General features: G+C 71.2%; 19 protein-coding genes. 7 read left to right on the top strand and 12 right to left on the bottom strand.

The features are described from left to right. Window positions 1–144: 144 nt before the first annotated feature. Entirely contained in the window at window positions 145–1071 is a 927-nt protein-coding gene (locus GJR97_RS12990) for a LysR family transcriptional regulator (protein WP_154347133.1), read from the bottom strand. A gap of 93 nt (window positions 1072–1164) precedes the next feature. Between GJR97_RS12990 and GJR97_RS12985 the strand changes: the two genes are divergently transcribed. Beyond that, window positions 1165–2919, top strand: a complete 1755-nt coding sequence (locus GJR97_RS12985) for an L-aspartate oxidase (protein WP_154347131.1) — start codon at window positions 1165–1167, stop codon at window positions 2917–2919. 34 nt (window positions 2920–2953) lie between these two features. On the opposite strand, the gene GJR97_RS12980 is transcribed toward GJR97_RS12985, so the two are convergent. The 10 genes from GJR97_RS12980 to GJR97_RS12935 form a co-directional block, all read right to left on the bottom strand. Next, window positions 2954–3634, bottom strand: coding sequence for an SDR family NAD(P)-dependent oxidoreductase (locus tag GJR97_RS12980; protein WP_154347129.1), 681 nt, complete (start codon window positions 3632–3634; stop codon window positions 2954–2956). A gap of 70 nt (window positions 3635–3704) precedes the next feature. Beyond that, a complete protein-coding gene (locus tag GJR97_RS12975; RefSeq protein WP_324613474.1) occupies window positions 3705–4472 on the bottom strand; it encodes an SDR family oxidoreductase in 768 nt (255 codons plus the stop codon). Beyond that, window positions 4469–5275, bottom strand: a complete 807-nt coding sequence (locus GJR97_RS12970; protein WP_195760710.1) for an IclR family transcriptional regulator — start codon at window positions 5273–5275, stop codon at window positions 4469–4471. Before GJR97_RS12970 ends, GJR97_RS12975 begins: the two co-directional genes overlap by 4 nt. 77 nt (window positions 5276–5352) lie before the next feature. Then, a complete protein-coding gene (kduI, locus tag GJR97_RS12965; RefSeq protein ID WP_154347125.1) occupies window positions 5353–6183 on the bottom strand; it encodes a 5-dehydro-4-deoxy-D-glucuronate isomerase in 831 nt (276 codons plus the stop codon). A 54-nt stretch (window positions 6184–6237) separates the two neighbouring features. Continuing rightward, window positions 6238–7200, bottom strand: a complete 963-nt coding sequence (locus tag GJR97_RS12960) for a 2-hydroxyacid dehydrogenase (protein WP_154347123.1) — start codon at window positions 7198–7200, stop codon at window positions 6238–6240. 110 nt (window positions 7201–7310) lie between these two features. Further along, window positions 7311–8408 (bottom strand): extracellular solute-binding protein, encoded by a 1098-nt coding sequence (locus GJR97_RS12955; protein WP_154347122.1) that lies wholly within the window; start codon window positions 8406–8408, stop codon window positions 7311–7313. 126 nt (window positions 8409–8534) lie between these two features. Continuing rightward, window positions 8535–9668 carry an ABC transporter ATP-binding protein gene (locus tag GJR97_RS12950; protein ID WP_154347120.1) on the bottom strand — a complete coding sequence of 378 codons (1134 nt, stop codon included), beginning with the start codon at window positions 9666–9668 and terminating at the stop codon, window positions 8535–8537. After that, window positions 9665–11455: an ABC transporter permease gene (locus tag GJR97_RS12945; RefSeq protein WP_154347118.1), complete on the bottom strand. Its 1791-nt coding sequence runs from the start codon at window positions 11453–11455 to the stop codon at window positions 9665–9667. Before GJR97_RS12945 ends, GJR97_RS12950 begins: the two co-directional genes overlap by 4 nt. A 66-nt stretch (window positions 11456–11521) precedes the next feature. Next, window positions 11522–11929 carry a cupin domain-containing protein gene (locus tag GJR97_RS12940; protein ID WP_154347116.1) on the bottom strand — a complete coding sequence of 136 codons (408 nt, stop codon included), beginning with the start codon at window positions 11927–11929 and terminating at the stop codon, window positions 11522–11524. Then, complete coding sequence (locus tag GJR97_RS12935) at window positions 11926–12975, bottom strand: C-terminal binding protein (protein WP_154347114.1); 1050 nt, start codon at window positions 12973–12975, stop codon at window positions 11926–11928. The genes GJR97_RS12940 and GJR97_RS12935 overlap by 4 nt, the downstream gene beginning before the upstream one ends. Before the next feature lie 112 nt (window positions 12976–13087). On the opposite strand from GJR97_RS12935, the gene GJR97_RS12930 reads away from it, so the two are divergent. The 3 genes from GJR97_RS12930 to GJR97_RS12920 all read left to right on the top strand — a co-directional run bounded on the left by GJR97_RS12930 (window position 13088) and on the right by GJR97_RS12920 (window position 16555). Then, entirely contained in the window at window positions 13088–13495 is a 408-nt protein-coding gene (locus tag GJR97_RS12930; RefSeq protein ID WP_154347112.1) for a VOC family protein, read from the top strand. 160 nt (window positions 13496–13655) lie between these two features. Continuing rightward, window positions 13656–15533 carry a glycoside hydrolase family 15 protein gene (locus GJR97_RS12925; RefSeq protein ID WP_154347110.1) on the top strand — a complete coding sequence of 626 codons (1878 nt, stop codon included), beginning with the start codon at window positions 13656–13658 and terminating at the stop codon, window positions 15531–15533. Then, window positions 15530–16555: an LLM class flavin-dependent oxidoreductase gene (locus GJR97_RS12920; protein WP_154347108.1), complete on the top strand. Its 1026-nt coding sequence runs from the start codon at window positions 15530–15532 to the stop codon at window positions 16553–16555. Before GJR97_RS12925 ends, GJR97_RS12920 begins: the two co-directional genes overlap by 4 nt. A gap of 110 nt (window positions 16556–16665) precedes the next feature. On the opposite strand, the gene GJR97_RS12915 is transcribed toward GJR97_RS12920, so the two are convergent. After that, complete coding sequence (locus GJR97_RS12915) at window positions 16666–18405, bottom strand: helix-turn-helix domain-containing protein (protein ID WP_195760709.1); 1740 nt, start codon at window positions 18403–18405, stop codon at window positions 16666–16668. 117 nt (window positions 18406–18522) lie between these two features. On the opposite strand from GJR97_RS12915, the gene GJR97_RS12910 reads away from it, so the two are divergent. The 3 genes from GJR97_RS12910 to GJR97_RS12900 are packed head-to-tail and all read left to right on the top strand — an operon-like array spanning window position 18523 to window position 21321. Beyond that, window positions 18523–19629 (top strand): alcohol dehydrogenase catalytic domain-containing protein, encoded by a 1107-nt coding sequence (locus tag GJR97_RS12910; RefSeq protein WP_154347104.1) that lies wholly within the window; start codon window positions 18523–18525, stop codon window positions 19627–19629. Beyond that, complete coding sequence (locus tag GJR97_RS12905) at window positions 19626–20474, top strand: alpha/beta fold hydrolase (protein WP_154347102.1); 849 nt, start codon at window positions 19626–19628, stop codon at window positions 20472–20474. Before GJR97_RS12910 ends, GJR97_RS12905 begins: the two co-directional genes overlap by 4 nt. A 4-nt stretch (window positions 20475–20478) precedes the next feature. Beyond that, on the top strand, window positions 20479–21321 hold the full coding sequence (locus GJR97_RS12900; protein ID WP_154347100.1) for an alpha/beta fold hydrolase: 843 nt from the start codon (window positions 20479–20481) through the stop codon (window positions 21319–21321). Window positions 21322–21385: the final 64 nt, after the last annotated feature.

Below are 21385 nucleotides of genomic sequence, written 5' to 3'. Positions count from 1 at the left end.
AGTTCGGGTTGGGGGAAGTTGTACTGCCTCGCGGCGTTCGGCCATGGAAACTCTGACGGAAAGATTGAGGAAATCTCGATGGAAGTCGAGCATCGCAGTGGGATAGCTCCAAACGGGCGCCACGAACCATCGAGCGCGCGGTGGTCAGGGCGCCGACCGCATCGTCTCCCCCGCGCGCGCCGCGAACGCCGTCGCCTCCGCCGCGATCGTCCGCCGCATGACCTCGACGGCCGCGGTCGGCGCGACATCCGCCGGTCGCGCCAGGCTGATCGTGCGGTCAAGCGCGCGCTCGGCGAGCCGCACCGCCCGAAGCCCGGGGCGGTCGATGAGCACGAGCGCGGGCACGATCGCGACGCCGAGCCCGCGCTCGACGAATCGCAGCACGGCGTCCATCTCGGCGCCCTCCAGGACGACCTCGGGTTCGAGCGACGCGGCACGGAACGCGGCATCCGTCGCGGCCCGCAGGTCGTAGGTCGAGCTGAAGACGACCTGCGGCAACCGGGCGACCTCGGCGAGCGAGATCGTCTCGCGTGACGTGACCGGCGGGGCGGCGGCGGATGACACGACGACGAGCTCCTCGACGAGGAGCGGCGTCACGGTGAATCGGCCCGGGGCCGTGGCATCCGTCGTCGTCACGAGCGCGAGGTCGAGCTCGCCGCCGGCGAGCTCGTCGAGCAGGCGCCGCGAGCCCTGCTCCGAGAGGTGCAGCTCGATGGCCGGGTGCTCGGCGTGGAAGGTGCTCAGCACCTCGGCGACGAGGCTGATGCAGAGCGTGGGCGTCGCGCCGAGCCGCACGCGGCCGCGCTCGAGGCCCGCGAGCTCGGCGAGTTCGCGTCGCACCGACTCGGCGTCGGCGAGCATGCGCCTCGCGAGCGGCAGCAGCGATTCCCCCGCGACGGTGAGCGTCGAGCCGCCGCGCGCGCGATGGAAGAGCTCGGCGCCGAGGTCCTGCTCGAGCGCCGCGATCTGGCGGCTGAGCGACGGTTGTGCGAGGTAGAGCTCCTCGGCGGCGCGCGTGAAGTTGCCGAACCGCGCGACCTCGACGAACGACCGGAGCTGCTCGAGGTTCATGGCGGAAGCCTACGGGTTCAATAGCGCTGATGCATCGTCAGTAGACGGAAGATGCATTGGACGCATCATCGTCTCGAACCTACCGTTGAGCGCATGACCTCCCCCGGCACCACCACCGCCCCTGAGCGCCAGATCTCCACGACCGTCCTCGTCATCGGGACGGGCGGCTCGGGCCTGCGCGCCGCCATCGAGCTCGCCGAGGCCGGCGTCGACGTGCTCGCGCTCGGCAAGCGCGCGAAGTCCGACGCGCACACCTCGCTCGCTGCCGGCGGCATCAACGCCGCCCTCGGCACCATGGACGCCGACGACAGCTGGCAGCAGCACGCCGCCGACACCCTGAAGGAGAGCTACCTCCTCGCCGACCCGCGCACGGTCGAGACCGTGACCAAGGGCGCGGCCCGCGGCATCCAGGACCTCGAGCGCTACGGCATGCCGTTCGCCCGCGAGGAGGACGGCCGCATCTCGCAGCGCTTCTTCGGCGCCCACACCTTCCGCCGCACCGCATTCGCGGGCGACTACACGGGCCTCGAGATCCAGCGCACGCTCGTCAACCGCGCCGCGCAGCTGAACGTGCCGATCCTCGACACGGTCTACGTCACGCGCATCCTCGTGAACGACGACGGCGCGGTCTTCGGCGCCTACGGCTTCGACCTCGAGGACGGCACGCGCTACCTCATCCACGCCGACGCCGTGATCCTCGCCGCAGGCGGTCACAACCGCATCTGGCGGCGCACGTCGTCGCGACGCGACGAGAACACGGGCGACTCGTGGCGCCTCGCCGTCGAGGCGGGCGGCCGCGTGCGCGACCCCGAGCTCGTGCAGTTCCACCCCTCCGGCATCCTCGAGCCCGAGAACGCGGCGGGCACCCTCATCAGCGAGGCGGCCCGCGGCGAGGGCGGCATCCTCACCAACGCCCTCGGCGAGCGCTTCATGGCGAACTACGACCCGGAGCGCATGGAGCTCTCGACCCGCGACCGCGTCGCCCTCGCCGCGTACACCGAGATCAAGGAGGGCCGCGGCACGCCCAACGGCGGCGTCTGGCTCGACGTCTCGCACCTGCCCCGCGAGACGATCATGCGGCGCCTCCCCCGCGTCTACCAGACGATGCTCGAACTGCAGATGCGCGACATCACCACGGAGCCGATCGAGATCGCACCCACCGCCCACTACTCGATGGGCGGCGTGTGGGTGCGCCCCGACGACCACGGTACGGATGTCCCAGGGCTCTACGCGATCGGTGAGGCCTCCTCCGGCCTGCACGGCGCCAACCGCCTCGGCGGCAACTCGCTCATCGAGCTGCTCGTGTTCGGCCGCATCGTCGGGCAGGCCGCCGCGGATTACTCGCGCGGGCTGTCGGCCCAGAAGCGCTCGGCGTCGGCGGTCGACGCCGCCCGGATCGAGATCGACGCGCTCCTCGCGGCGGATGGCCCGGAGAACGTGCGCGCGCTCCAGCGTGCCATCCGCAACACCATGACCGAGCACGCCGGAGTCGTCCGCGACGAAGCCGGCCTGCGCGCAGGCCTCGCCGAACTGGACGCGATCGTGGCCCGCATGGCCGACATCGGCGTGCACCCCGACCTCGCCGGCTACCAGGACCTCGCCCACGCCTTCGACCTGAAGTCGGCGGCGCTCGCCGCCCGTGCGACCCTCGAGGCCGCACTCGAGCGACGCGAGACCCGCGGGTGCCACAACCGCTCCGACTTCCCCGAGACGGATGCCGCCCTGCAGGTCAACCTCGTCTGGTCGCCGTCGACGGGCGTGACGCGCGAGTCGATCCCGCCGATCCCGGAGGTGATCGCGGCGCTCATGGAGCGCGAGGTGTCGACGGTGGGGAAGCTCGTGGAGTAGGCGGGCCGTCGCGGCCTGCGGCGGCCTGCGGTCCCTAGAGGTGGGTCACGCCGAGCACGCGGTGCCCGATGTTGACCGTCTCGCCCGAGATGGCTCCCGCACGGGGCGACACCAGGAATGCGACGAGGTCGGCGATCTGCTCCGGGCTCGACTCGCCGCCGTGTGCGAGCTGGACCTCGGCCGACGGCGTGTCCGTCACCATGCCCGGGCTGACGACGTTCACGGTGACGCCCGTGCCGGCCGCCGCGTCGGCGAGGCCCTTGGCGGCGATCGTCAATGCGGCGTTGCGCACCGATCCGGTGACGTTGCCGGTCAGCAGGGCGTTCTGGCCGCTGATGCCGACGATCCGGCCGAACCCGGCCTCCCGCATCGGCCCGAGCGCGGCGTTCGCCAGGCGCAGGAAGGTCATCGCCTTGCGGTCGACCCCCTCCAGAACCTGGGCGGGATCCGAGTTCTTCGACTGGTCGAGCGTGCGGGCAGACGGCGCCGCCGTCACGACGAGCGCATCCAGGCGCCCGAAGTCCTCCAGGAGGCGGGCGAACCCGGCCGTGACGGATGCGTCGTCGCCGCCGTCGATCACCAGGTCGGCGGTGTCGCGACGCGACGCCGCGACGACCTCGGCGCCTTCCTCGCGCAGGCGCGAGACGATCGCAGATCCGATGTACCCTGCGCCGCCGACCACCAGCACGACACGACCCTGCAGCTGAAGATCCATGCCCGTGACGATACCGGGCGGTTCGGTCCCGGCGATCGGCGCCGTGAGTCTTGTCACGGGATCGCGGCGCTCAGCGCGCGAGCCACCCTCCGTCGACGGGCAGCACGACCCCGTGCACGTAGTCGGCGTCAGGCGACGTGAGGAAGGCCACCGCGCCGGCGATGTCGTCCGGGCGCGCCCACCGTCCCGCAGGGATCCGCTCCGAGATCTGCCGATGGCGCACCGGGTCGGCCTGCAGCGCGTCGTTCATGTCGGTCGCGACGTAGCCGGGGGCGATGGCGTTGACGTTCACGCCGGATGCGGCCCATTCGTTCGCCAGCGCCTTCGTGAGCTGCGCCACCCCGCCCTTGCTCGCGGCGTAGCCGGGCACCGTGAGTCCACCCTGGAAGCTGAGCAGCGAGGCGACGAAGACGATCCTCCCGCTCCCCCGCCGCACCATCCCCCGGCCGAACTCGCGCGCGAGGATGAACGGCGAGCGCAGGTTGACTCCGACGACGTCGTCCCAGTCCAGCGTGGAGTGCTCCACTGCCGGTGCCCGACGATTGATGCCGGCAGCCTGCACGAGCACGTCGGGCGTGCCGTGGTGATCCTCGATGCGCGCGGCGAGGTCGAGCGCGGCGTCCGGATCCGCCAGGTCCGCGGCCATCGGATGGAACCGCCGTCCGAGACGGCGCACCTCCGCGGCGACGGCTGCGAGTCCGTCGATCGATGAACCCGCCCCGACGATGTCGGCACCGTCTCGAGCGAGTCGCAGCGCGATCGCACGACCGATGCCCCTGCTCGCACCCGTCACGACCGCGAGACGTGGCGTCCGCTCCGAGACCGCCCCTGCGTTCACGCCGCGTTCCCGGGAGCCCCCATCGACGCGGAGATCTCCCCCGCGGTCTCGATGATGCGAGCACCGAGGTCCCCGGCGGCGTCGGGCGTGACCCGGGTCGCCGGGCCGGCGATGCTGACCGCGGCGATCGCTCGGCCCTGGAAGTCGAAGACGGGGGCGGCGAACCCTCGGATGCCCTCCCGATTCTCCTGATCGTCGATCGCGTACCCGCGCTCGCGCGTCTCGGCGAGATCGGCCTCGAGCGCCGCCTCGGAGTCGATGGTGTACGGCGTGCGGGCCACGAGCGGCTGCGGCACGTGGGCCGACCGCGTGCTCTCGGGAGTCCAGGCCAGGATCGCCTTGCCGATCGCCGTCGCATATGCGGGCACTGCGGTACCGACACGGCTGAAGACGCGCACGGGGTGCGGACTGTCGACGAGCTCGATGTAGACGACGTCGGTTCCGCTCAGCACGCCGAGGTGCGCGGTCTCCTGCGTCTCCTCGACGAGGGCCCGCATCGAGGGAAGGGCCGCCCTGCGCAGGTCGAGCCGGTTCAGGTACTCCGCCCCGAGCTGGACCGTCGCGAGGCCGAGCGTGTACACGCCGAGCTCGTCGTCGAATCGGAGGAACTGCCGCGCTTCGAGCGTCCTCAGGATGCGCATCGTCGTCGGCTTGGAGTAGCCGAGGATCGAGCTGCAGGCGGCGAGCGTCAGACCCGGCGGCGGACTCTCCGCGACCTGGAGCAGCACCTGCAGCGCGCGGTCAACGCTTTGCGTTCCAGTCGTGCCTCCGGCATCGCGCCGGCTCGCAGACGTGTCGACCATCGGGGTTCCTCTCGGAGTGGGTTCTGTGGTGCCGACCGGATGTCGCGGGGTGGCCCCTACGGTAGCGGCCACCGGTCTCATGCGAGTGCCGTGACGGCGACCTGGTCCATGTCGGTGAACGCCTGGTTCTCGCCGGCCATGACCCAGACGAACGCGTAGTCGGTCGTGCCGGAGCCGAAGTGGACCGACCAGCTCGGCGAGATCACCGCGTCCCGATCCGACAGCACGAGGGTGCGCGTGTCGTCGGGTTCGCCCATCACGTGCTGGACGCGATGACCCTCCGGCAGGCCGAAGTACAGGTAGATCTCGGTGCGACGGTCGTGCGTGTGCGGCGGCATGCTGTTCCACACGCTCCCGGGCTCGAGCGAGGTGATGCCCAGGACCAGCTGGTCGCTGCGAACCCCGTCGGCGTGGATGTGCTTGTGCACGGTGCGCCGATTCGCGGTCGCGGCATCCCCGGTCCGCGTGGTGAGCGCGTCCTGCAGGCGGACGAGCGTCGTCGGGTGACCGCTGAAGGAGAGCGCCGAGGCGAGGTAGAACGCGGCCTCGCCGGCACTCGTGGCGCCGAACGTGATGCTCCTGGATCCCTGGCCGACGTAGAGCACGTCGCGGTGCTCGAGTGCGTACTCGACGCCGTCGACCGTGACCGTGCCGGCCGTGCCGATCTGCACCACCGCGAGCTCGCGCCGATCGCAGAATCGTTCGCTGCGCAGCGCGGCGGGCGCCTCGAGTTCGATGGGGGCACCGGGGATCGGCATGACGCCGCCGATGACCATGCGGTCCTCGTGGGTGTAGACGAGCACCTGCTCGCCCGGCACGAAGAGCGCATCGGCGACGAAGCGCTCGCGCAGCGCGGCCTTGGACAGTGCTGCGACGTCGTCGGGGTGTGAGGCGTGTCGGATCTGCATGCGATGTTGCTCCCTCGATGGATGGTGCTCGGTGGGTGTCGCCGGTAGGTGGCGCTAGCGGATGACGTTCGTCGGCTCGCCGGAGGCGAACGCGAGGATGTTCTCGGCGGCGAGGCGGAACACGTCGTCGGCCTCGTCGGTGTGGAAGCCGATGTGCGGGGTGAGCACGGCGTTGCTCGCGATCGCGGGCAGTCCGTCGGTCGCGGGCGGCTCCTCCGTGAACACGTCGATCCCGGCGCCGAAGATGCGCCCTGCGGCGAGCAGGTCGTCGAGCGCCCGGCCGTCGACGACCTCGGCGCGCGCGGTGTTCACGAAGATCGCGTCGTCTCGCATCCGCTCGAGCAGCCCGCGACTCACGAGCCGATCAGTCTCGGGCGAGTGCGTCAGGTGGACCGACACGACGCGCGAGGTCTCGAAGAGCTCCTCGAGGCTCACCTGCTCGGCGCCGAGGGCGGCGCTGCGGTCGGGGTCGACTGTGCGGCTCCAGTAGACCGGCTCCATGCCGAGCCCCTTCGCGAGGCGGATGACGCGGCCGCCGATGGCGCCGGCGCCGACGACGCCGATGCGCGAGCCCGCGAGCTTGAGCCCCTGGTGCTTCGCCCAGCCGCCCGAGCGCACGATGCCGTCGCCCTCGACGACGCGGCGCGCGACCGCGAACATGAGGGCGATGGCGTGCTCGGCGACGCTCTGGCTCGCGAAGTCGGGCACGTTCGTCACGGTGACGCCGGCGCGCTCGGCCTCGGCCATGTCCACGAACCGGCGCGCACCGGTGCCGACGAAGCTCACGAGCTCAAGCGACGGCGTCTGCTCCAGCAGCCCTGCGGGCAGCGGGCCCTGGTCGCCGATGATGTAGAGCGCCTCGAAGCCCTGTGCTGCGGCGATCGCCTCCTCGGGCCGGTCGAATCGCCCGCCCTCGATCCAGGCGAACTCGTGGCCTGCGGCGCGCAGGGGTGTCACGACGTCGCGTTCGATGATCTCGCGGTACTGGGCTTCGGTGTCGATGCAGACGATGCGCATCCGGGTGGCTCCTTCTCGGGGTGGTTCGTGTGGTGCGCCGCGCGGATGCCGCGGCCGACCGGCCGGCCGGCCGCAGCATCCGCTCGGTTCGGGATCACGGGGTCACGAGGTCACTCGCCGACCCAGCGGTTGAACTGGTCGAGCACGGCGTCGATGTTCTCGGAGTAGTAGCCGATGTCCTGGCGGATCGAGTCGGTCACGTTGTCGCCGATGGGGAGGAACTGCTGCACGTCCGAGGGGAACGAGGCGGGCTCGAGGCCGACGACCGACGCGGGGATCGGCGTGGGCACCTTGCTCGCGAAGGCGATCTGCCCGTCGGTGTTCTCGATGACGTTCGCGAGGAGCTCCTGTGCCGCAGCGGCGTTCGGCGCGTCGGCGGGGATCGCCCAGACGGAGTTCGAGTAGCCGGCCTCGTTCCACGTGATCGACGCGGGGAAGCCGTTCTCGGACGCCGCGACGAACGCGCGGTTCGCCCAGAGGATGCCGATGTCGCACGAGCCGTTCTCGAAGGACTCGATCGACTGGGCGCCGCTCGTCCACCAGGTGATGTCGTCCTTGATCTCGTCGAGCTTGGCGAGGGCACGGTCGACGTCGAGCGGGTAGAGCGCGTCGGGAGCGACGCCGTCAGCGAGGAGCGCGGCCTCGAGGGTCCAACCGTACTGGGGGTTGTTGAAGAAGCATCGCTTGCCGGGGAACGTGTCGAGGTCCCAGAGGTCGGCCATCTCCGACGGCTTCTCGCCGGGGTACGCCTCGTCGTCCCACGTGAGGACCATGCCGAACGTGCCGACTTCGATGCCGTAGTCGCTGTACGTGCCCTCGACGAGCTGGTCGACGGGCACGATCGACGTATCGATCTCGGCGAGGTACCCCTCCTCGGCGGCCTTCTCGGCATCGTTCACGGTGGGCAGGAACGCGAGGCTCCACGGCACCTGACCGGCCTCGGCGGCGGCGAAGAACTTCGTCGCGGCTTCGTTGTAGTCGTCGGTCACGGTGACGCCGGTGGCGGCGGTGAAGTCGGCGAACAGGGTCGCGTCGAGCTCCTCCCACACCTGCCCGCCGCTGGTGTCGTAGAAGAGGATGTCGCCGCTGAGGGCGCCGTCCTCCGACGAGGCGCCGGTGCCGCTCGACGCGCACGAGGTGAGGGCGATCGCCGAGGCGAGGGTCGCCGCTCCTGCGAGGAGGAGGCGGTGACGACGGATGGTACTCATGGCTGCTCCTAGGTGTCTCGTGGTGCTGGTTGGTGGTGCGTGCTGTGGTGGTGCGGTGGTGGTGCGTGCTGTGGTGGTGCGGTGGTGCGGACGTGACGCAGGTCGGGCCGATGCCGCGACCGCGCACTACTCGGCCGCGACGAGCGCGACCTCGCCGGGCCGCACGAGCAGCGAGACATGCTCGCCGGCGACGGGCACGGGGGCCGAGGGGTCGAGGTCGGCGGCGCAGGCGATGCCGTCGGCGTCGAGGTGGATGCTGCGGCGCTGACCGAGGAACCGGACCTCGGTCACGGTCGCGGCGGCGAGCCGTTCGAGGCCGGGCTGCGCCGGGTCGCCGACTGCGCCGAGGACGAGCTGCTCGGGGCGCACCGAGCAGACGACGTCCTCGCCCTGGATGGCGGGGTTCGCGCGGGCGGCGAGGTCGTGGTCGCCGACGCGCACGAGTGCGGATGCCCCGTCGCGCCCGGTGAGGCGCCCGGGGAACAGGTTCGTCTTGCCGAGGAACTTCGCGACGAAGAGGTCCTTCGGTTCGCGGTAGAGCTGCTCGGGGGTGCCGAGTTGCACGATGCGCCCGTCGCGCATGACGCCCATGCGGTCGGAGAGGATGAACGCCTCCTCCTGGTCGTGCGTGACGTAGACGGCCGTGGTGTTCGACTCCTGCTGGATCCGTCGCACCTCGGCGCCGAGCTCCTCGCGGAGGCCGCGATCGAGCGCGCCGAGCGGCTCGTCGAGCAACAGCACGCGCGGGTTCTGCGCGAGGGCGCGGCCGAGCGCGACTCGCTGCTGCTGCCCGCCGCTGAGCTGGGCCGGGTAGCGGCCGGCGTAGCCGCCCAGGGCGACGAGCTCGATCATCTCGGCGACGCGGGCCGCGCGCTTCGCGGCGGGGAGCTTTCGCACCTTGAGGCCGTACTCGATGTTCTCGGCGACCGTGAGGTGCGGGAACAGCGCGTAGTTCTGGAACACGAACCCGATGTCGCGCTTCTGGGTGGGGGTGCGCGTGACATCCGTTCCATCGATGTGGAGGGTGCCGCGCGCCGGGTCGAGCAGTCCCGCGATGATGCGGAGCAGGGTCGTCTTCCCCGAGCCGCTGGGGCCGAGCAGGGTGAAGAACTCACCGGCGTGCACGTGGAGGTCGGTGTCGGCGAGGGCCGGCACGCCGTTGTAGTCGAGGCCGATGTCGGACACGACGACCTCGCCGCGGCGTTCGCCCACGGCGGCGGCGTGGGGGCCGTTCGCACGGCGGAGCGTCGAGAGGGTCATGGCTTCTCCTGTCGGGCTGGGGGCCGTACGGTCCCTCGGCGGGCGGCGCGGTCGGCGGTCGCGCGGTTCAGCACGCTGCGCACGACGACGATGAGCACGACGACGAGCACGAGCAGTGAGGCCACGGCCGGCACGGTGGGCACGATCCCGCTCTCGAGGTACTTGTAGATCGTGACGGGGAGGGTCTTGGTGGGTCCGGTCTGGACGAACAGTGCGAGCACGACCTCGTCCCACGAGGTGACGAACGCGATGGCGAAGGCGCCGACGACGCTCGGCATGATGCCGCGCACGACGATGGTCCAGAAGGCGCGGGCGCGCGAGGCGCCGAGCGTCCAGGCGGCCGCTTCGATCCCGCGGTCGGCCGAACCCATCGCCGCGCTGATCAGGGCGTAGCTCAGGGGGAACGCGATGATCGTGTGTGCGAAGACGAGCCCGATCACGGTGCCGGTGAGGCCGAGCCTGAGCTCGACGTCGAAGATGCCGATCGCGAGGAGGATCGCGGGCGTGACGATGGGCGCGAAGGCGAGGCCGCCGATGACGGCCTTGCCGGTGGTCGAGGTCATGCGGCTCGTGATGCGGGCGAGCACGAGCGCCATCCCGACCGAGAGCACGGCGGTGCCGAGCGCGACGATGAGGCTCTGCGTGATCGGTCCGAGCCAGGTCTGGCTCGTGAAGACCTCGCCGAACCAGCGCAGCGTGAAGCCGCGCGGCGGGAAGACGACGGTGCCCGTCTCGCCGACGGCGAGCGGGAACACGAAGAGCACGGGGATCACGAGGAACGCGATGGTGACGACGCTCACGACGGCCGACCCGGCCATCCACGGCGACCAACGGAACGGCAGCGACGTGCTGACGCCCTTCGCCTGCGCCGAGCCGATCCCGCCGGGCTGGAAGCTGCCCGCGACCCTGACCACGCCGACGTAGCAGATGATGGTCGCGATGAGCAGGAGGATGCCCATCGCGCTCGCGATGCCCCACTGGTACACGTCGATCTGCTGCTGGATGTAGACCGAGATGGTCTGCTCCTGCGGGCCGCCGAGGATCGCCGGCACGAGGAAGAAGCTGAGGCCGAGGATGAAGACGAGCAGCGCACCGCTCACGATCGACCCCCGCACCATGGGGAGGTAGACGGTGAAGAAGGTGCGCACCGACGAGGCGCCCATGGTGCGCGCGGCGAGCACGAGGTTGTCGTCGACCGAGGTCATGCCCGCGTAGAGCACGAGCACCATGTACGGCAGCAGGTACATGACCGTGCCGACCAGCGTGCCGGCCTGGGTGTACAGCAGGGACGTCTCGCCGAGGCCGAGTGCGAGGCTCAACTGGTTGACGATGCCGTTGGGGCTGAGAATCGACGTGACGGCGAAGAGGCGCACGACGATGGAGACCCAGAACGGCACGAGGATGAGCAGGAGCAGCAGGGCAGCGGTGCGCTTCGAGAGCCTCGAGATGAAGTACGCCGTCGGGAACGCGAGGAGGACGGTGAGCAGCGTCGAGTTCACCGCAAGCAGCACAGTGCGCCACTCGATGCGCAGCAGGAAGTCGTCGACGAAGATCTTCTGGTAGTTCGAGAGGTCGATCACCGGCGCCGCTGCGTCGAAGCGTCCGTCGGGACTCAGCGATCGCAGCAGTACGCTGAACACGGGCCAGACGAAGAAGAGAAGGTAGATCGCGACGACCGGTGCGAGCAGTGCGACGCGCGCGGTGATCGCGCCGATGCGTCGCCGGACGACCGGGTCGGCGTTGATCGCCAAGGGTGTCGTCGGGGTCGTGGCGTCGGTCGCGGTCATGTCAGCTCCTCTCGCGTTCTGTTCGATCGGTTGATTTTGAAACACCGTACCGAAATTGGATTTCGATCAGATGTCGGCGATGTTCCGGTGCGTTTCCGCACCCCCGGACGGATCCGCGACCGGGGCATCGAAGATCGTGTAGACCTTGCGCACGGTCGCGGTGACTCGCCACTTCCCGCTCCAACCGGGCTGGAGCACCAGCACCGCGCCAGGCGCGATGCCGGTCACGGCCCCGTCGTCGTGCTCGATCGAGCCTTCACCGGTGAGGAACTGCATGACCTCGCCGCTCTCGGGCTTCACTGACGCGAATTCGCCCGGCGTGACCTCCCACACCCCGATCTCGACCCCGTCGTGCGCGGCGAGCACGTGTTCCGAGGTCCTCGGATCGCCGGCGAGCACCCGGGCGGGCGCCCCCGTCGGCTCGAGGGCGAGTGCGAGGAGGTCGATGGGCGAGTAGTCGGTGGCGCGGTTCATGCGTGCTCCATGGATGCGGTCGGTTCGAGCGAGGGCGCGGGCGTCGACGATGCGGAACCCGTTCGATCCGCGAGTGCGGCGCGATTGACGAGCGAGGGGACCTCGCGGCCACGCAGCACGGCTGCGCACCGCTCGGCGAGGCGCTCCCGCAGGCGCGCCTCCGACGCCTCGGAGTACCAGGCGAGGTGATTCGTGATGATCGCGTTCGGTGCGGAGAGCAGGGGATCGTCGGCCGTGGGCGGCTCGGCCTCGAGCACGTCGAGGGCGGCAGCCGCGAGTCGCCCTTCGCGCAGGGCCGCGGCGAGCGCGGCACCGTCGACGAGGCCGCCTCGCGAGACGTTCACGAGCGTCGCGGTCGGCTTCATGCGCGCGATGGAGTCGGCACCGATCAGGTGATGCGTGTCCGAGGTGAGCGGGCAGTGCAGGCTCACCACGTCCCCGTCGGCGAGTGCGGTGTCGAGATCCACGAGCTCCACGTCGTCGAGCGCGCTCGCGTACGGGTCGTGCGCGATGATCCGACCGACGAACGGCCGCATCATCCGGATCACCTCGCTCCCGATACGGCCGACGCCGATGAGCGAGAGCGTCGCCGTCGAGAGCGGCGCGATCGGTCGCAGCCTGGTCCAGTCGGCCCATCCGCCGCGGTGCACGAGCGAGTCTGCCGCCGAGATCCGACGGGCGGCGTTGAGGATCAGCGCGACGGCGTGCGTCGCCACCTCCTCCTCGCAGTAGTCGGGCACGTTGACGACGGAGATCGATCGGGCGGATGCGGCGGCCACGTCGACCGTGTCGACGCCCACGCCGTACCGGCCGATCACCTTCCAGCTCGGGTTCGCGTCCATGTCCGCCCCGGTGATCGGACCGTACTGCACGAGGACGCCGTCTGCGGGCCCTGCGCCGATCCGGCTGCCGTCCGCGTCGCGGGCATCGCGCACATCGACGTCGAATCGGGCAGCGGCCGCGGCCTCGAGTTCGATGCCGCCGTAGGAGGAGTCGAGCACCTCGAGCATCGGTGCCCCACCGTCGTACCCCGCTGTCGTCGCCATTCCCGATCCTTCCGTGCGATTTTGGAATGGTATTTCATTTTCTGGACTGCGCGCAAGAGGCGCACCCCACGACCACGAGTCGCCGGAGCGCGGCGCTCACTAGGCTGGCCGGATGCCTCTCTTCGACCACCTCGGCATCAGCGTCGAGGACCTGCCTCGCTCGATCGCACAGTTCGACCCGGTGATGACCGCCCTCGGCTGCACGCGGCTCGACGCCGACAACGGGGTCTCCTGGTACAAGGGCCGCGAGGAGCTGGTCCTCCTCCCGGCCCGCGAGCCAGGTACCGGCCCCCACCGGCACGGCCGGGTCGGCTGGCAGCACCTCGCCTTCGCCGTCGACTCCCGCGACGAGGTCGACCGCCTCCACGAGATCGCGATGGGCGCCGGCTGGACGGCCGTCCGCGCGCCGAAGACCTACCCCCGCTTCAACGAGCGCTACTACGCATCGTTCGTCGAGGAGGACAACGGCATCCGCATCGAGTTCATGTTCAACCCGCCGCGCGAGCCGGTCGCAGGCTGACCGGATCGCCCGGCCGCGGGCCACCCTGACCGACCATCATCGACCCGTCGCCGTCGCGACCGGCGGCTCACGGATGTGGCGGTGCGTCCGCGACGCGAGCTCGGCGGAGGAACCCGAGCACTGCGTATCCTGACGGTGCGACGAGGCGAGGAGGCCCGCGATGAGCGACCTGCCCATCGGCCAGCACGCGCTGCTCTCCGACCGGCATTCCGCGGCGGTGGTCACGAGCGACGGATGCGTCGCATGGCTGTGCCTCCCCAGGTTCGACAGCGAGTCGGTCTTCGCGTCGATCCTCGACGACGACGGTGGGCACTGGTGGATCCGGCCTGCGGAACCGACATCCGTCGAGCGTGCCTACGTGGACGGCAGCATGGTCCTCCGCAGCACCTACCGGACCGGTTCGGGCTCGGTCGAGCTCGTCGAGGCGCTCGAGCTGCCCGCCCCCGCCGATCCGCACCGGATCGGCGTCGATGCACCGCACACCCTCCTCCGCGTCCTGCGATGCACCGGCGGATCGATCGACCTCGAGATGGAATTCCGTCCCCGTCCCGGCTACGGCACGGTCGTGGCGCACCTCGATCCGGTGCCCGGCGGGCTGGTCGCGACCGGCGGCGGCGAGACGCTGACGCTCTCGACGACCGTGCCCTGCGTCATCGCCGGCGGCACGGCCACCGCGCGGTTCCGGATGCACGACGGCGATGAGATCGCACTCGCGATGCAGTTCCAGGACGCCGGCAGCCCGCCGTCCCCGCCGTACGCGGCGGGCCGGATCATCACCGCGATCGATACCACGGTCACGGCCTGGCGCGACTGGTCGGACCTGCACCAGACCTACCAGGGGCCGTGGCGCGACCTCGTCCATCATTCGGGTCGGGTGCTGAAGGCGCTCAGCTACCAGCCGACGGGGGCGATCGTCGCGGCGGCGACGACGTCGCTGCCCGAGGTCGTCGGCGGAGCGCGCAACTGGGACTACCGCTATTCCTGGGTCCGCGACGCGAGCTTCACGATGCGGGCGCTGTGGGTCGCCGCGTGCCCTCACGAGGCGAACGACTTCTTCGGCTTCATCGCCTCGGCCGGCGCTGCGGCGCTCCCCCGGGGCCACCTGCAGATCATGTACGGGGTCGGCGGAGAACGCGACCTGACCGAGCGCACGGTGCCGCACTGGGCCGGATGGCGCGGCAGCGCCCCGGTCCGCATCGGCAACGGTGCGTGGAACCAACCGCAGCTCGACGTGTACGGCGAACTGCTGGATGCCGCCGCGCTCCTCGCCGACCAGCTCGCGCCGTTCCCGCCCGACCTGCGGGACTTCCTCTCCTCGCTCGCGGATGCCGCCGCCGCGCACTGGAACGAACCCGACCACGGGATCTGGGAGATCCGCGGCGCGCCTCGGCACTACCTCTTCTCCAAGCTCATGTGCTGGGTGGCCCTCGATCGCGCCGCCGCGCTGGCCGACCGACTCGGCCTGCACGACCGCGTCGACGGATGGCGCGGCACCGCCGATCGCATCCGGGACGCCATCCTCGCTGACGGGTGGAACCCGCGGGTGGGGGCCTTCACGCAGTCCTTCGGGTCCGATCACCTCGACGCCTCGGCGCTCATGATCCCCCTCGTCGGACTCCTGCCGCCGGACGATCCGCGTGTGCGCTCCACCGTCGATGCGATCACCGCTCACCTCATCGACGATCACGGCCTGGTGCGCCGCTACCTGGCGGGACCGGACGTCGATCGCCTCCCCGGCACCGAGGGAAGCTTCCTGCTCTGCACCTTCTGGCTCGCGCGCGTCCTCGCGGACGACGATCGCGTGCCGGAGGCTCGCGACGCGTTCGAGCGCGCCATCGCCCACATCAATGACGTCGGACTGCTCGCCGAGGAGGTCGACTCCGGCACCGGCGAGCAACTCGGCAACTTCCCGCAGGCGTTCAGCCACGTCGGACTCGTCAACGCGGCCTGGGCGATCTCGCTCGCAGAGGAGCGGGCCGCGACTCGCCCGGCATCCCGCGGAATGCCCCGCCGCGCCAGACGTTGGAGACGTGTATGAAGCGCATCGGTTTCCTCTCGTTCGGCCACTGGTCGAACTCCCCCGGCTCGAAGACGCGATCGGCGTCCGACGTGCTGCTCCAGTCGATCGACCTGGCGGTCGCGGCCGAGGAGGTCGGGGCCGACGGCGCGTACTTCCGCGTGCACCACTACGCGAACCAGCTCGCCAGCCCGTTCCCCCTGCTCGCGGCCGCGGGTGCGAAGACGAGTCGCATCGAGCTCGGCACGGGCGTCATCGACATGCGCTACGAGAACCCGCTGTACATGGCCGAGGATGCCGCAGCCGCCGACCTCATCGCGGGCGGCCGACTGCAGCTCGGGGTGTCGCGCGGATCACCCGAGCAGGTCATCGACGGGTACCGCTACTTCGGCTACGAGGCGCCCGAGGGCTCGACGATGGCCGACGTCGCCCGCAACAACACCGGCGTGTTCCTTCAGGTCATCGACGGCGCCCGGTTCGCCGAGCCCAATCCGCGCCCCATGTTCGCGAACCCGCACCCGGGTCCGCTCGGCATCCAGCCGCAGTCGCCCGGCCTGCGCGACCGCATCTGGTGGGGCGCCGGCTCCGACTCGACCGCCGTGTGGGCGGCCGAGCAGGGCATGAACCTCATGAGCTCGACGCTCAAGGAGGATGAATCGGGCGAGCCCTTCCACGTGCAGCAGCGCAAGCAGATCGAGGCGTTCCGCGCCGCCTGGGCCGAGGCCGGCCACGAGCGCGAGCCGCGCGTCTCGGTGAGCCGCTCGATCTTCGCGATCGTGAACGACATGGACCGCGCCTACTTCGGCGGCGGCCAGCGCGACGAGTCGGACCAGTTCGGCGTCATCGACGACTTCCGCGCCGTCTTCGGCCGCAGCTACGCCGCCGAACCCGATGCCCTCATCGAGCAGCTCCGCGAGGACGAGGCGATCGCCGCCGCCGACACCCTGCTGCTCACCGTGCCCAACCAGCTCGGCGTCGACTACAACGCGCACGTGCTCGAGTCGCTCCTCACGCACGTGGCGCCGGCGCTGGGGTGGCGGTGACTCTCCTCACCGAAGCGCGGCGAGCTTCGTCGCCGTCTCGTTCGCAGATCAGGGGTTCTGGCCGAAGAGCCTGGTCTTCAGCAGCCCGCAGCCCCAGTGGCACACGACACTCACAACCCGACTTGTCTCCCAGATCTCGCGGGTGAGGTGCTGGAGGCACGCGCGACGGCGGCAGCGGGATCCGTTCGGCTGGCGAGGCTGCGGAGTCGCAGCGCGACGTGCACGTCGAGTCGGGCCGGGCCGGTCCGCCATCCGGACCCCAGCGCCTCGTCGATGCGATCCAGACGTTGCCGGACGGTGTTCGGGTGGATGTCGAGCACCTCGGCGGTGCGGGCGATCGAGCCGTTGGCGTCGAGGTGGACGAGCGCGGTGGAGAGCAGCACCTCGCCGCGCGGTGCACGGAGGAGGGGCCCGAGGTAGGCGTCGAGGAACGCTGCTGCCGCGGCCGACTCGCCCGCGCCGAACAGCAGTCCGGCGACTCCCGCCTGGGGCGCACCGGCGAGGACGCCCGGTCGTGCGAGGGCGCGCATGGCCCCGGCGAGCGCGATCGCCTCAGCGTGCGCGGCAGGCGTGCCCCTCAGGTCGCGCGCCGCCGCGATGCCACCGAAGAACGGGACATCGCGGACGGAGGATTCCAGTCGGGCGCGCAGTTCGGCCTCACTCCCCCGAGCGACGACGGTCACCCGGCCGAGGTGTCCGGCGACTGCGGTCCGGCCGTCCCGGGTGAGCGCCCTCGCCTGCGAGAGCAGCCGGCGCAGCCCCGACCCGTCGGGGCTCGCGGGCGACAGCACGGCGATGCAGGTCTCGCCGTCGGCGCCGAGCGCGCGTTGCACGGTCGTGGGCGAGAGGCCCGCGCGGTCCTGCCCGGACGGGGCGATGAGCGCACGGACGAGCTCGTCCTCGTGGAAGTGGCGGACGTCATCGAGCATGCGGTCGTAGAGCAGCGCGAGGCTCGCGAAGCGGGCGACGGATGAGGCGACGAGCCCGGGAACGGCGGGCTCCGCCGCGTGACGGACGACAACGGCGCCGGGCGCGGCATCGCCGATGAGCGGCGCGCGTTCCTCCACCGCCGCGCCGGCGGAGCCCCTCGGGCCGCCGGACCCGGCGATCCCGGCGGGCCCGCCGGAGGAGGAGATGTCCTGGCCCGCGGCATCCGTCACCCGCACTTCGGCCCCGGCGATCGATGCGGCGAGCGCGACCACGTGGTCGAGGTCCCGGTGCTGCGCGAGTGCGTCGGCCAGCTTGGACTCGAGTTCCCGGCGCAGCGCGTCGGCGGCGATCGCGCGGTCCCGCTCCAGGACCGCCTCGGCGGCGACCTCGCTCGCGGCCGCCTCGCGCCCCTTCGCGGTGACGAGTTCGACCGCGGCCGCCGCGAGGGACGCGATCTGCTCGAGGTGCTCGCGCTGCCGCGCGGTGAACGCGCCGGGCGTGCGGTTGGCGGTCATGAGCGCACCGACGACCCTTCCCGCGACCCGGAGCGGTGCGCCGGCGATCGCGCGCACGCCCTCCTCCTGCACGGTCCGGTCGATGGCGGGCAGGTGGGTCTTGCCCTCGTCGGGCAGGTAGTCGGGCGTCTCGGCGATGACGCCGCCGGCCGCGAGTCCGAGAACCCCGGTGCCGAGCGGCATCCGGATCGCGGCGTAGGCCTCGGTGCGCACCCCGTCGGTGGCCCGGATGAACGTCTCGGTCCGCTCCGCGTCATTGAGGCTGACGTACGCAAGGTCGGTGCCGAGCAGGAGGCGCGCCCGACGCACTATGGAGGTGAGCAAGAGGTCCGGCGAGCGCAGCGTGGCGATGTCCCGCGCGATCTCGGTGAGCGTCGAGCTGATCGTCGGCCGTCGCGATTCCATGCGCACTCCTCTCGATATGGATGTCTCGTACATGATCCTCCACGGAAATGGTGCTGGCATACATTTCGGATCACCCGCGCGTCGACCACACTCGGACGCATCGAGGAGGGCAGGTCGATGAGGATTCGCGGAGCGGTGCTGACGGCATCAGGCAGTCCTGCGCCGTTCGACCGGTCCCGGCCGATCGAGGTGCAGGAGCTCGAGCTCGACCCTCCCGGCCCGACCGAGGTGCTCGTCCGGATCGAGGCCGCCGGGATCTGCCATTCCGACCTGTCGGTCGTCGACGGCAACCGGCCGCGCCCGCTGCCGATGCTGCTCGGGCACGAGGCCGCCGGTCGGGTGCTGCTCGCGGGCGATGACAGCGGCGCGGAACTCGTCGGCGGGCGGGTCGTCATGGCGTTCCTGCCACGCTGCGGCGACTGTGCGGCGTGCGCGACCGACGGCCGCCTTCCGTGCAGCCCGGGCTCCCACGCGAACGCCGAGGGCACGCTGCTCTCGGGGGCTCGACGACTCATGGGCGCGGACGGCGCGGTGACCCACCACCTCGGGGTGTCCGCGTTCGCGACCCACGCCGTCGTGGACCGCCGCTCCGTCGTCCCCGTCGGCGACGACGTGCCGCCCGACATCGCCGCGCTGCTCGGCTGCGCGGTGCTCACCGGCGGCGGCGCGGTCCTGAACGCCGCACGACCGGTCGCCGGGCAGACGCTCGCCGTTGTCGGCCTCGGCGGGGTCGGGATGGCGGCCCTCCTCGTCGCGCTCAGCATCCCGGGCGTCCGAGTCATCGGCGTCGACCCCGTCGAGGCCAAGCGTCGGAAGGCCCTCGACCTCGGTGCCGCCGCGGCGGTCGAGCCGCGTGACGCGGTCGGGACGGTCGAGGCCGACGCCGTCATCGAGGCCGCCGGCTCGGCACGGGCCTTCGAGACGGCGGTCGCGATCACGGCGATCGGCGGACGCACCGTCTCGGTCGGGCTCCCGGCGGGCGACGCACGCGCCGAGGTCTCCCCGCTGTCGATCGTGGCCGGAGCACGCGAGATCGTGGGCAGCTACCTCGGGTCGGCCGTCCCCGCACGCGACATCCCGCGCTTCGAACAGCTTTGGCGCGAGGGCCGCCTGCCGCTGCACGAGCTCATCTCGTCGCGGATCCGGCTCGACGACGTGAACCACGCGATGGACGAGCTCGCGGGCGGCCGAGCCATCCGGCAGCTGATCGAGATGCCCGCATGAGCACGGGCGAGCTCACCGCGATCCGACTCGCGACCCGTGACGGGGCGTCGCTGCATCTCGAAGGGCGGGGCGGTCGTCGCGACATCCTGATGCTGCACGGCCTGGGCTACGCCTCCTGGGCGGCGGAGGCGCTCCGCGCGGAGCTCGACGACGAGATCGGACTCTGGTCGCTCGACCACCGCGGCACCGGCCGATCGACGGACGGCAGCGAACCGATCACGATGGACGTGCTCGTCGACGATGCCGCGCACGCGATCGATGCGCTCGGCGGGAGGGTCGCCGTCTGCGGGTACTCGATGGGCGGATACGTGGCGCAGACGCTCACGGCGCGCCATCCCGAACTGGTCGACCGGCTCGTCCTCATCGCCACGAGCGCGGGCGGTGACGGCGCGACGCCCGTGCCGCATGCGACCCGCGCTGCATGGCTGGATGCCGTCGGCGAGCCACCGGAGTCGTATGCGCGACTCACGATGCCGCTCTCCTATCGCGAGGGCTGGGCCGAGGCGAACCCCGACGCTTACGAGCGGATGATCCGCGCGCGGCTCGCGCACCCGACGCCGACGGCGGTCTGGCTGGCGCAGTACGAGGCGTGCGAGCGGTTCCTCGCCGCCGGCTCCGCGACCGCTCGGCTCGGTGTGCCGATCCTGGTCCTGCACGGCGACGCCGATCGCGTCGTGCCCGTGCCCAACGGCCGCGCCCTCGCGGCATCCGCGCCGGCATGCCGGTACGTCGAGGCCCCCGGTGCCGGACACCTGCTGCACCTCGAGGAGCCCGCTTTGGTCGCCGACGAGATCCGCCGATTCCTCTCCCCCACCCAAGATCCCCCCGGAAACACGAAGGAGTAGCACCATGCCGAACATCGAAGTGGAGCCCGGAGTGCGGCTCGCCTACGAGGACCGCGGAACGGGCAAGCCGATCGTCTTCGTCCACGGCTGGGCCGGCAGCGGCGATGCGTGGGACTACCAGGTGCTCGACCTGGCCCCGGACTACCGCTGCATCACGGTCGACCTGCGCGGGCACGGCGAGTCGGACAAGCCGTGGGGCGACTACGACTACGACCTGTACGCCCGCGACCTGCACGCGCTCATCGTCGGCCTCGACCTCGAGGACGTCACGCTCGTCGGCTGGTCGATGGGCGGCCACCTCGGGCTCAAGTACGCGCACGAGCACCCCGAACGGCTCGCGCGACTCGTCATCACGGGCAGCGGTCCCCGGTTCTGGCAGGCACCGGACGCCCCGTACGGCACACCGCCGGGCGACGTGCAGGGCCTCATCGACGCCGTGCGCGTCGCGCGCACCGAGACCATCGCCGGCCTCTACGCCAACAACTTCCACCGGACGGACCTCAAGGCCACCGAGGAGATGTTCGTGCAGGCCGGATGGCGCGTGCCGGCGTTCGTCGGCCTGACGAGCTTCCAGGCGCTGATCGACGTCGACATGCGCCCGCACCTGCCCGAGATCGAGGTGCCAGTCGCGATCTTCACAGGACGCCACGATCTCATCTGGGATCCGCGCTGGTCGGAGGAGGCGCACCGGCTCCTGCCGAACTCGACGCTGACCTACTTCGAGAACAGCGGCCACGTCGCGTTCATCGAGAACCGTCCGGAGTGGAACGGCGCGCTCGCCGACGTCGTGGAGGGGCGCACGCCGGCGGAGTCGCTCGGCACTGTGGACGAGGTAGCGGCGGCCTAGGCGGCATCGCACCGCGAATGACGCGGCGCCGGTGACCGTGGTCGCCGGCGCCGCGACGGTCATT

Source organism: Agromyces kandeliae, assembly GCF_009674665.1.
Lineage (GTDB): Bacteria > Actinomycetota > Actinomycetes > Actinomycetales > Microbacteriaceae > Agromyces > Agromyces kandeliae.
This window is presented reverse-complemented; position numbering and strand designations above follow the sequence as displayed.

Excerpts from the sequence above, each read along its gene's own strand:
- GJR97_RS12910 (WP_154347104.1), top strand. The coding sequence starts at position 18,523 with ATGAGGATTCGCGGAGCGGTGCTGACGGCATCAGGCAGTCCTGCGCCG.
- GJR97_RS12950 (WP_154347120.1), bottom strand. The coding sequence starts at position 9,668 with ATGACCCTCTCGACGCTCCGCCGTGCGAACGGCCCCCACGCCGCCGCC.
- GJR97_RS12945 (WP_154347118.1), bottom strand. The coding sequence starts at position 11,455 with ATGACCGCGACCGACGCCACGACCCCGACGACACCCTTGGCGATCAAC.
- GJR97_RS12990 (WP_154347133.1), bottom strand. The coding sequence starts at position 1,071 with ATGAACCTCGAGCAGCTCCGGTCGTTCGTCGAGGTCGCGCGGTTCGGC.
- GJR97_RS12930 (WP_154347112.1), top strand. The coding sequence starts at position 13,088 with ATGCCTCTCTTCGACCACCTCGGCATCAGCGTCGAGGACCTGCCTCGC.
- GJR97_RS12970 (WP_195760710.1), bottom strand. The coding sequence starts at position 5,275 with ATGGTCGACACGTCTGCGAGCCGGCGCGATGCCGGAGGCACGACTGGA.
- GJR97_RS12940 (WP_154347116.1), bottom strand. The coding sequence starts at position 11,929 with ATGAACCGCGCCACCGACTACTCGCCCATCGACCTCCTCGCACTCGCC.
- GJR97_RS12985 (WP_154347131.1), top strand. The coding sequence starts at position 1,165 with ATGACCTCCCCCGGCACCACCACCGCCCCTGAGCGCCAGATCTCCACG.
- GJR97_RS12905 (WP_154347102.1), top strand. The coding sequence starts at position 19,626 with ATGAGCACGGGCGAGCTCACCGCGATCCGACTCGCGACCCGTGACGGG.
- GJR97_RS12980 (WP_154347129.1), bottom strand. The coding sequence starts at position 3,634 with ATGGATCTTCAGCTGCAGGGTCGTGTCGTGCTGGTGGTCGGCGGCGCA.
- GJR97_RS12935 (WP_154347114.1), bottom strand. The coding sequence starts at position 12,975 with ATGGCGACGACAGCGGGGTACGACGGTGGGGCACCGATGCTCGAGGTG.
- GJR97_RS12920 (WP_154347108.1), top strand. The coding sequence starts at position 15,530 with ATGAAGCGCATCGGTTTCCTCTCGTTCGGCCACTGGTCGAACTCCCCC.
- GJR97_RS12915 (WP_195760709.1), bottom strand. The coding sequence starts at position 18,405 with ATGGAATCGCGACGGCCGACGATCAGCTCGACGCTCACCGAGATCGCG.
- GJR97_RS12900 (WP_154347100.1), top strand. The coding sequence starts at position 20,479 with ATGCCGAACATCGAAGTGGAGCCCGGAGTGCGGCTCGCCTACGAGGAC.
- GJR97_RS12925 (WP_154347110.1), top strand. The coding sequence starts at position 13,656 with ATGAGCGACCTGCCCATCGGCCAGCACGCGCTGCTCTCCGACCGGCAT.
- GJR97_RS12955 (WP_154347122.1), bottom strand. The coding sequence starts at position 8,408 with ATGAGTACCATCCGTCGTCACCGCCTCCTCCTCGCAGGAGCGGCGACC.
- kduI (WP_154347125.1), bottom strand. The coding sequence starts at position 6,183 with ATGCAGATCCGACACGCCTCACACCCCGACGACGTCGCAGCACTGTCC.
- GJR97_RS12960 (WP_154347123.1), bottom strand. The coding sequence starts at position 7,200 with ATGCGCATCGTCTGCATCGACACCGAAGCCCAGTACCGCGAGATCATC.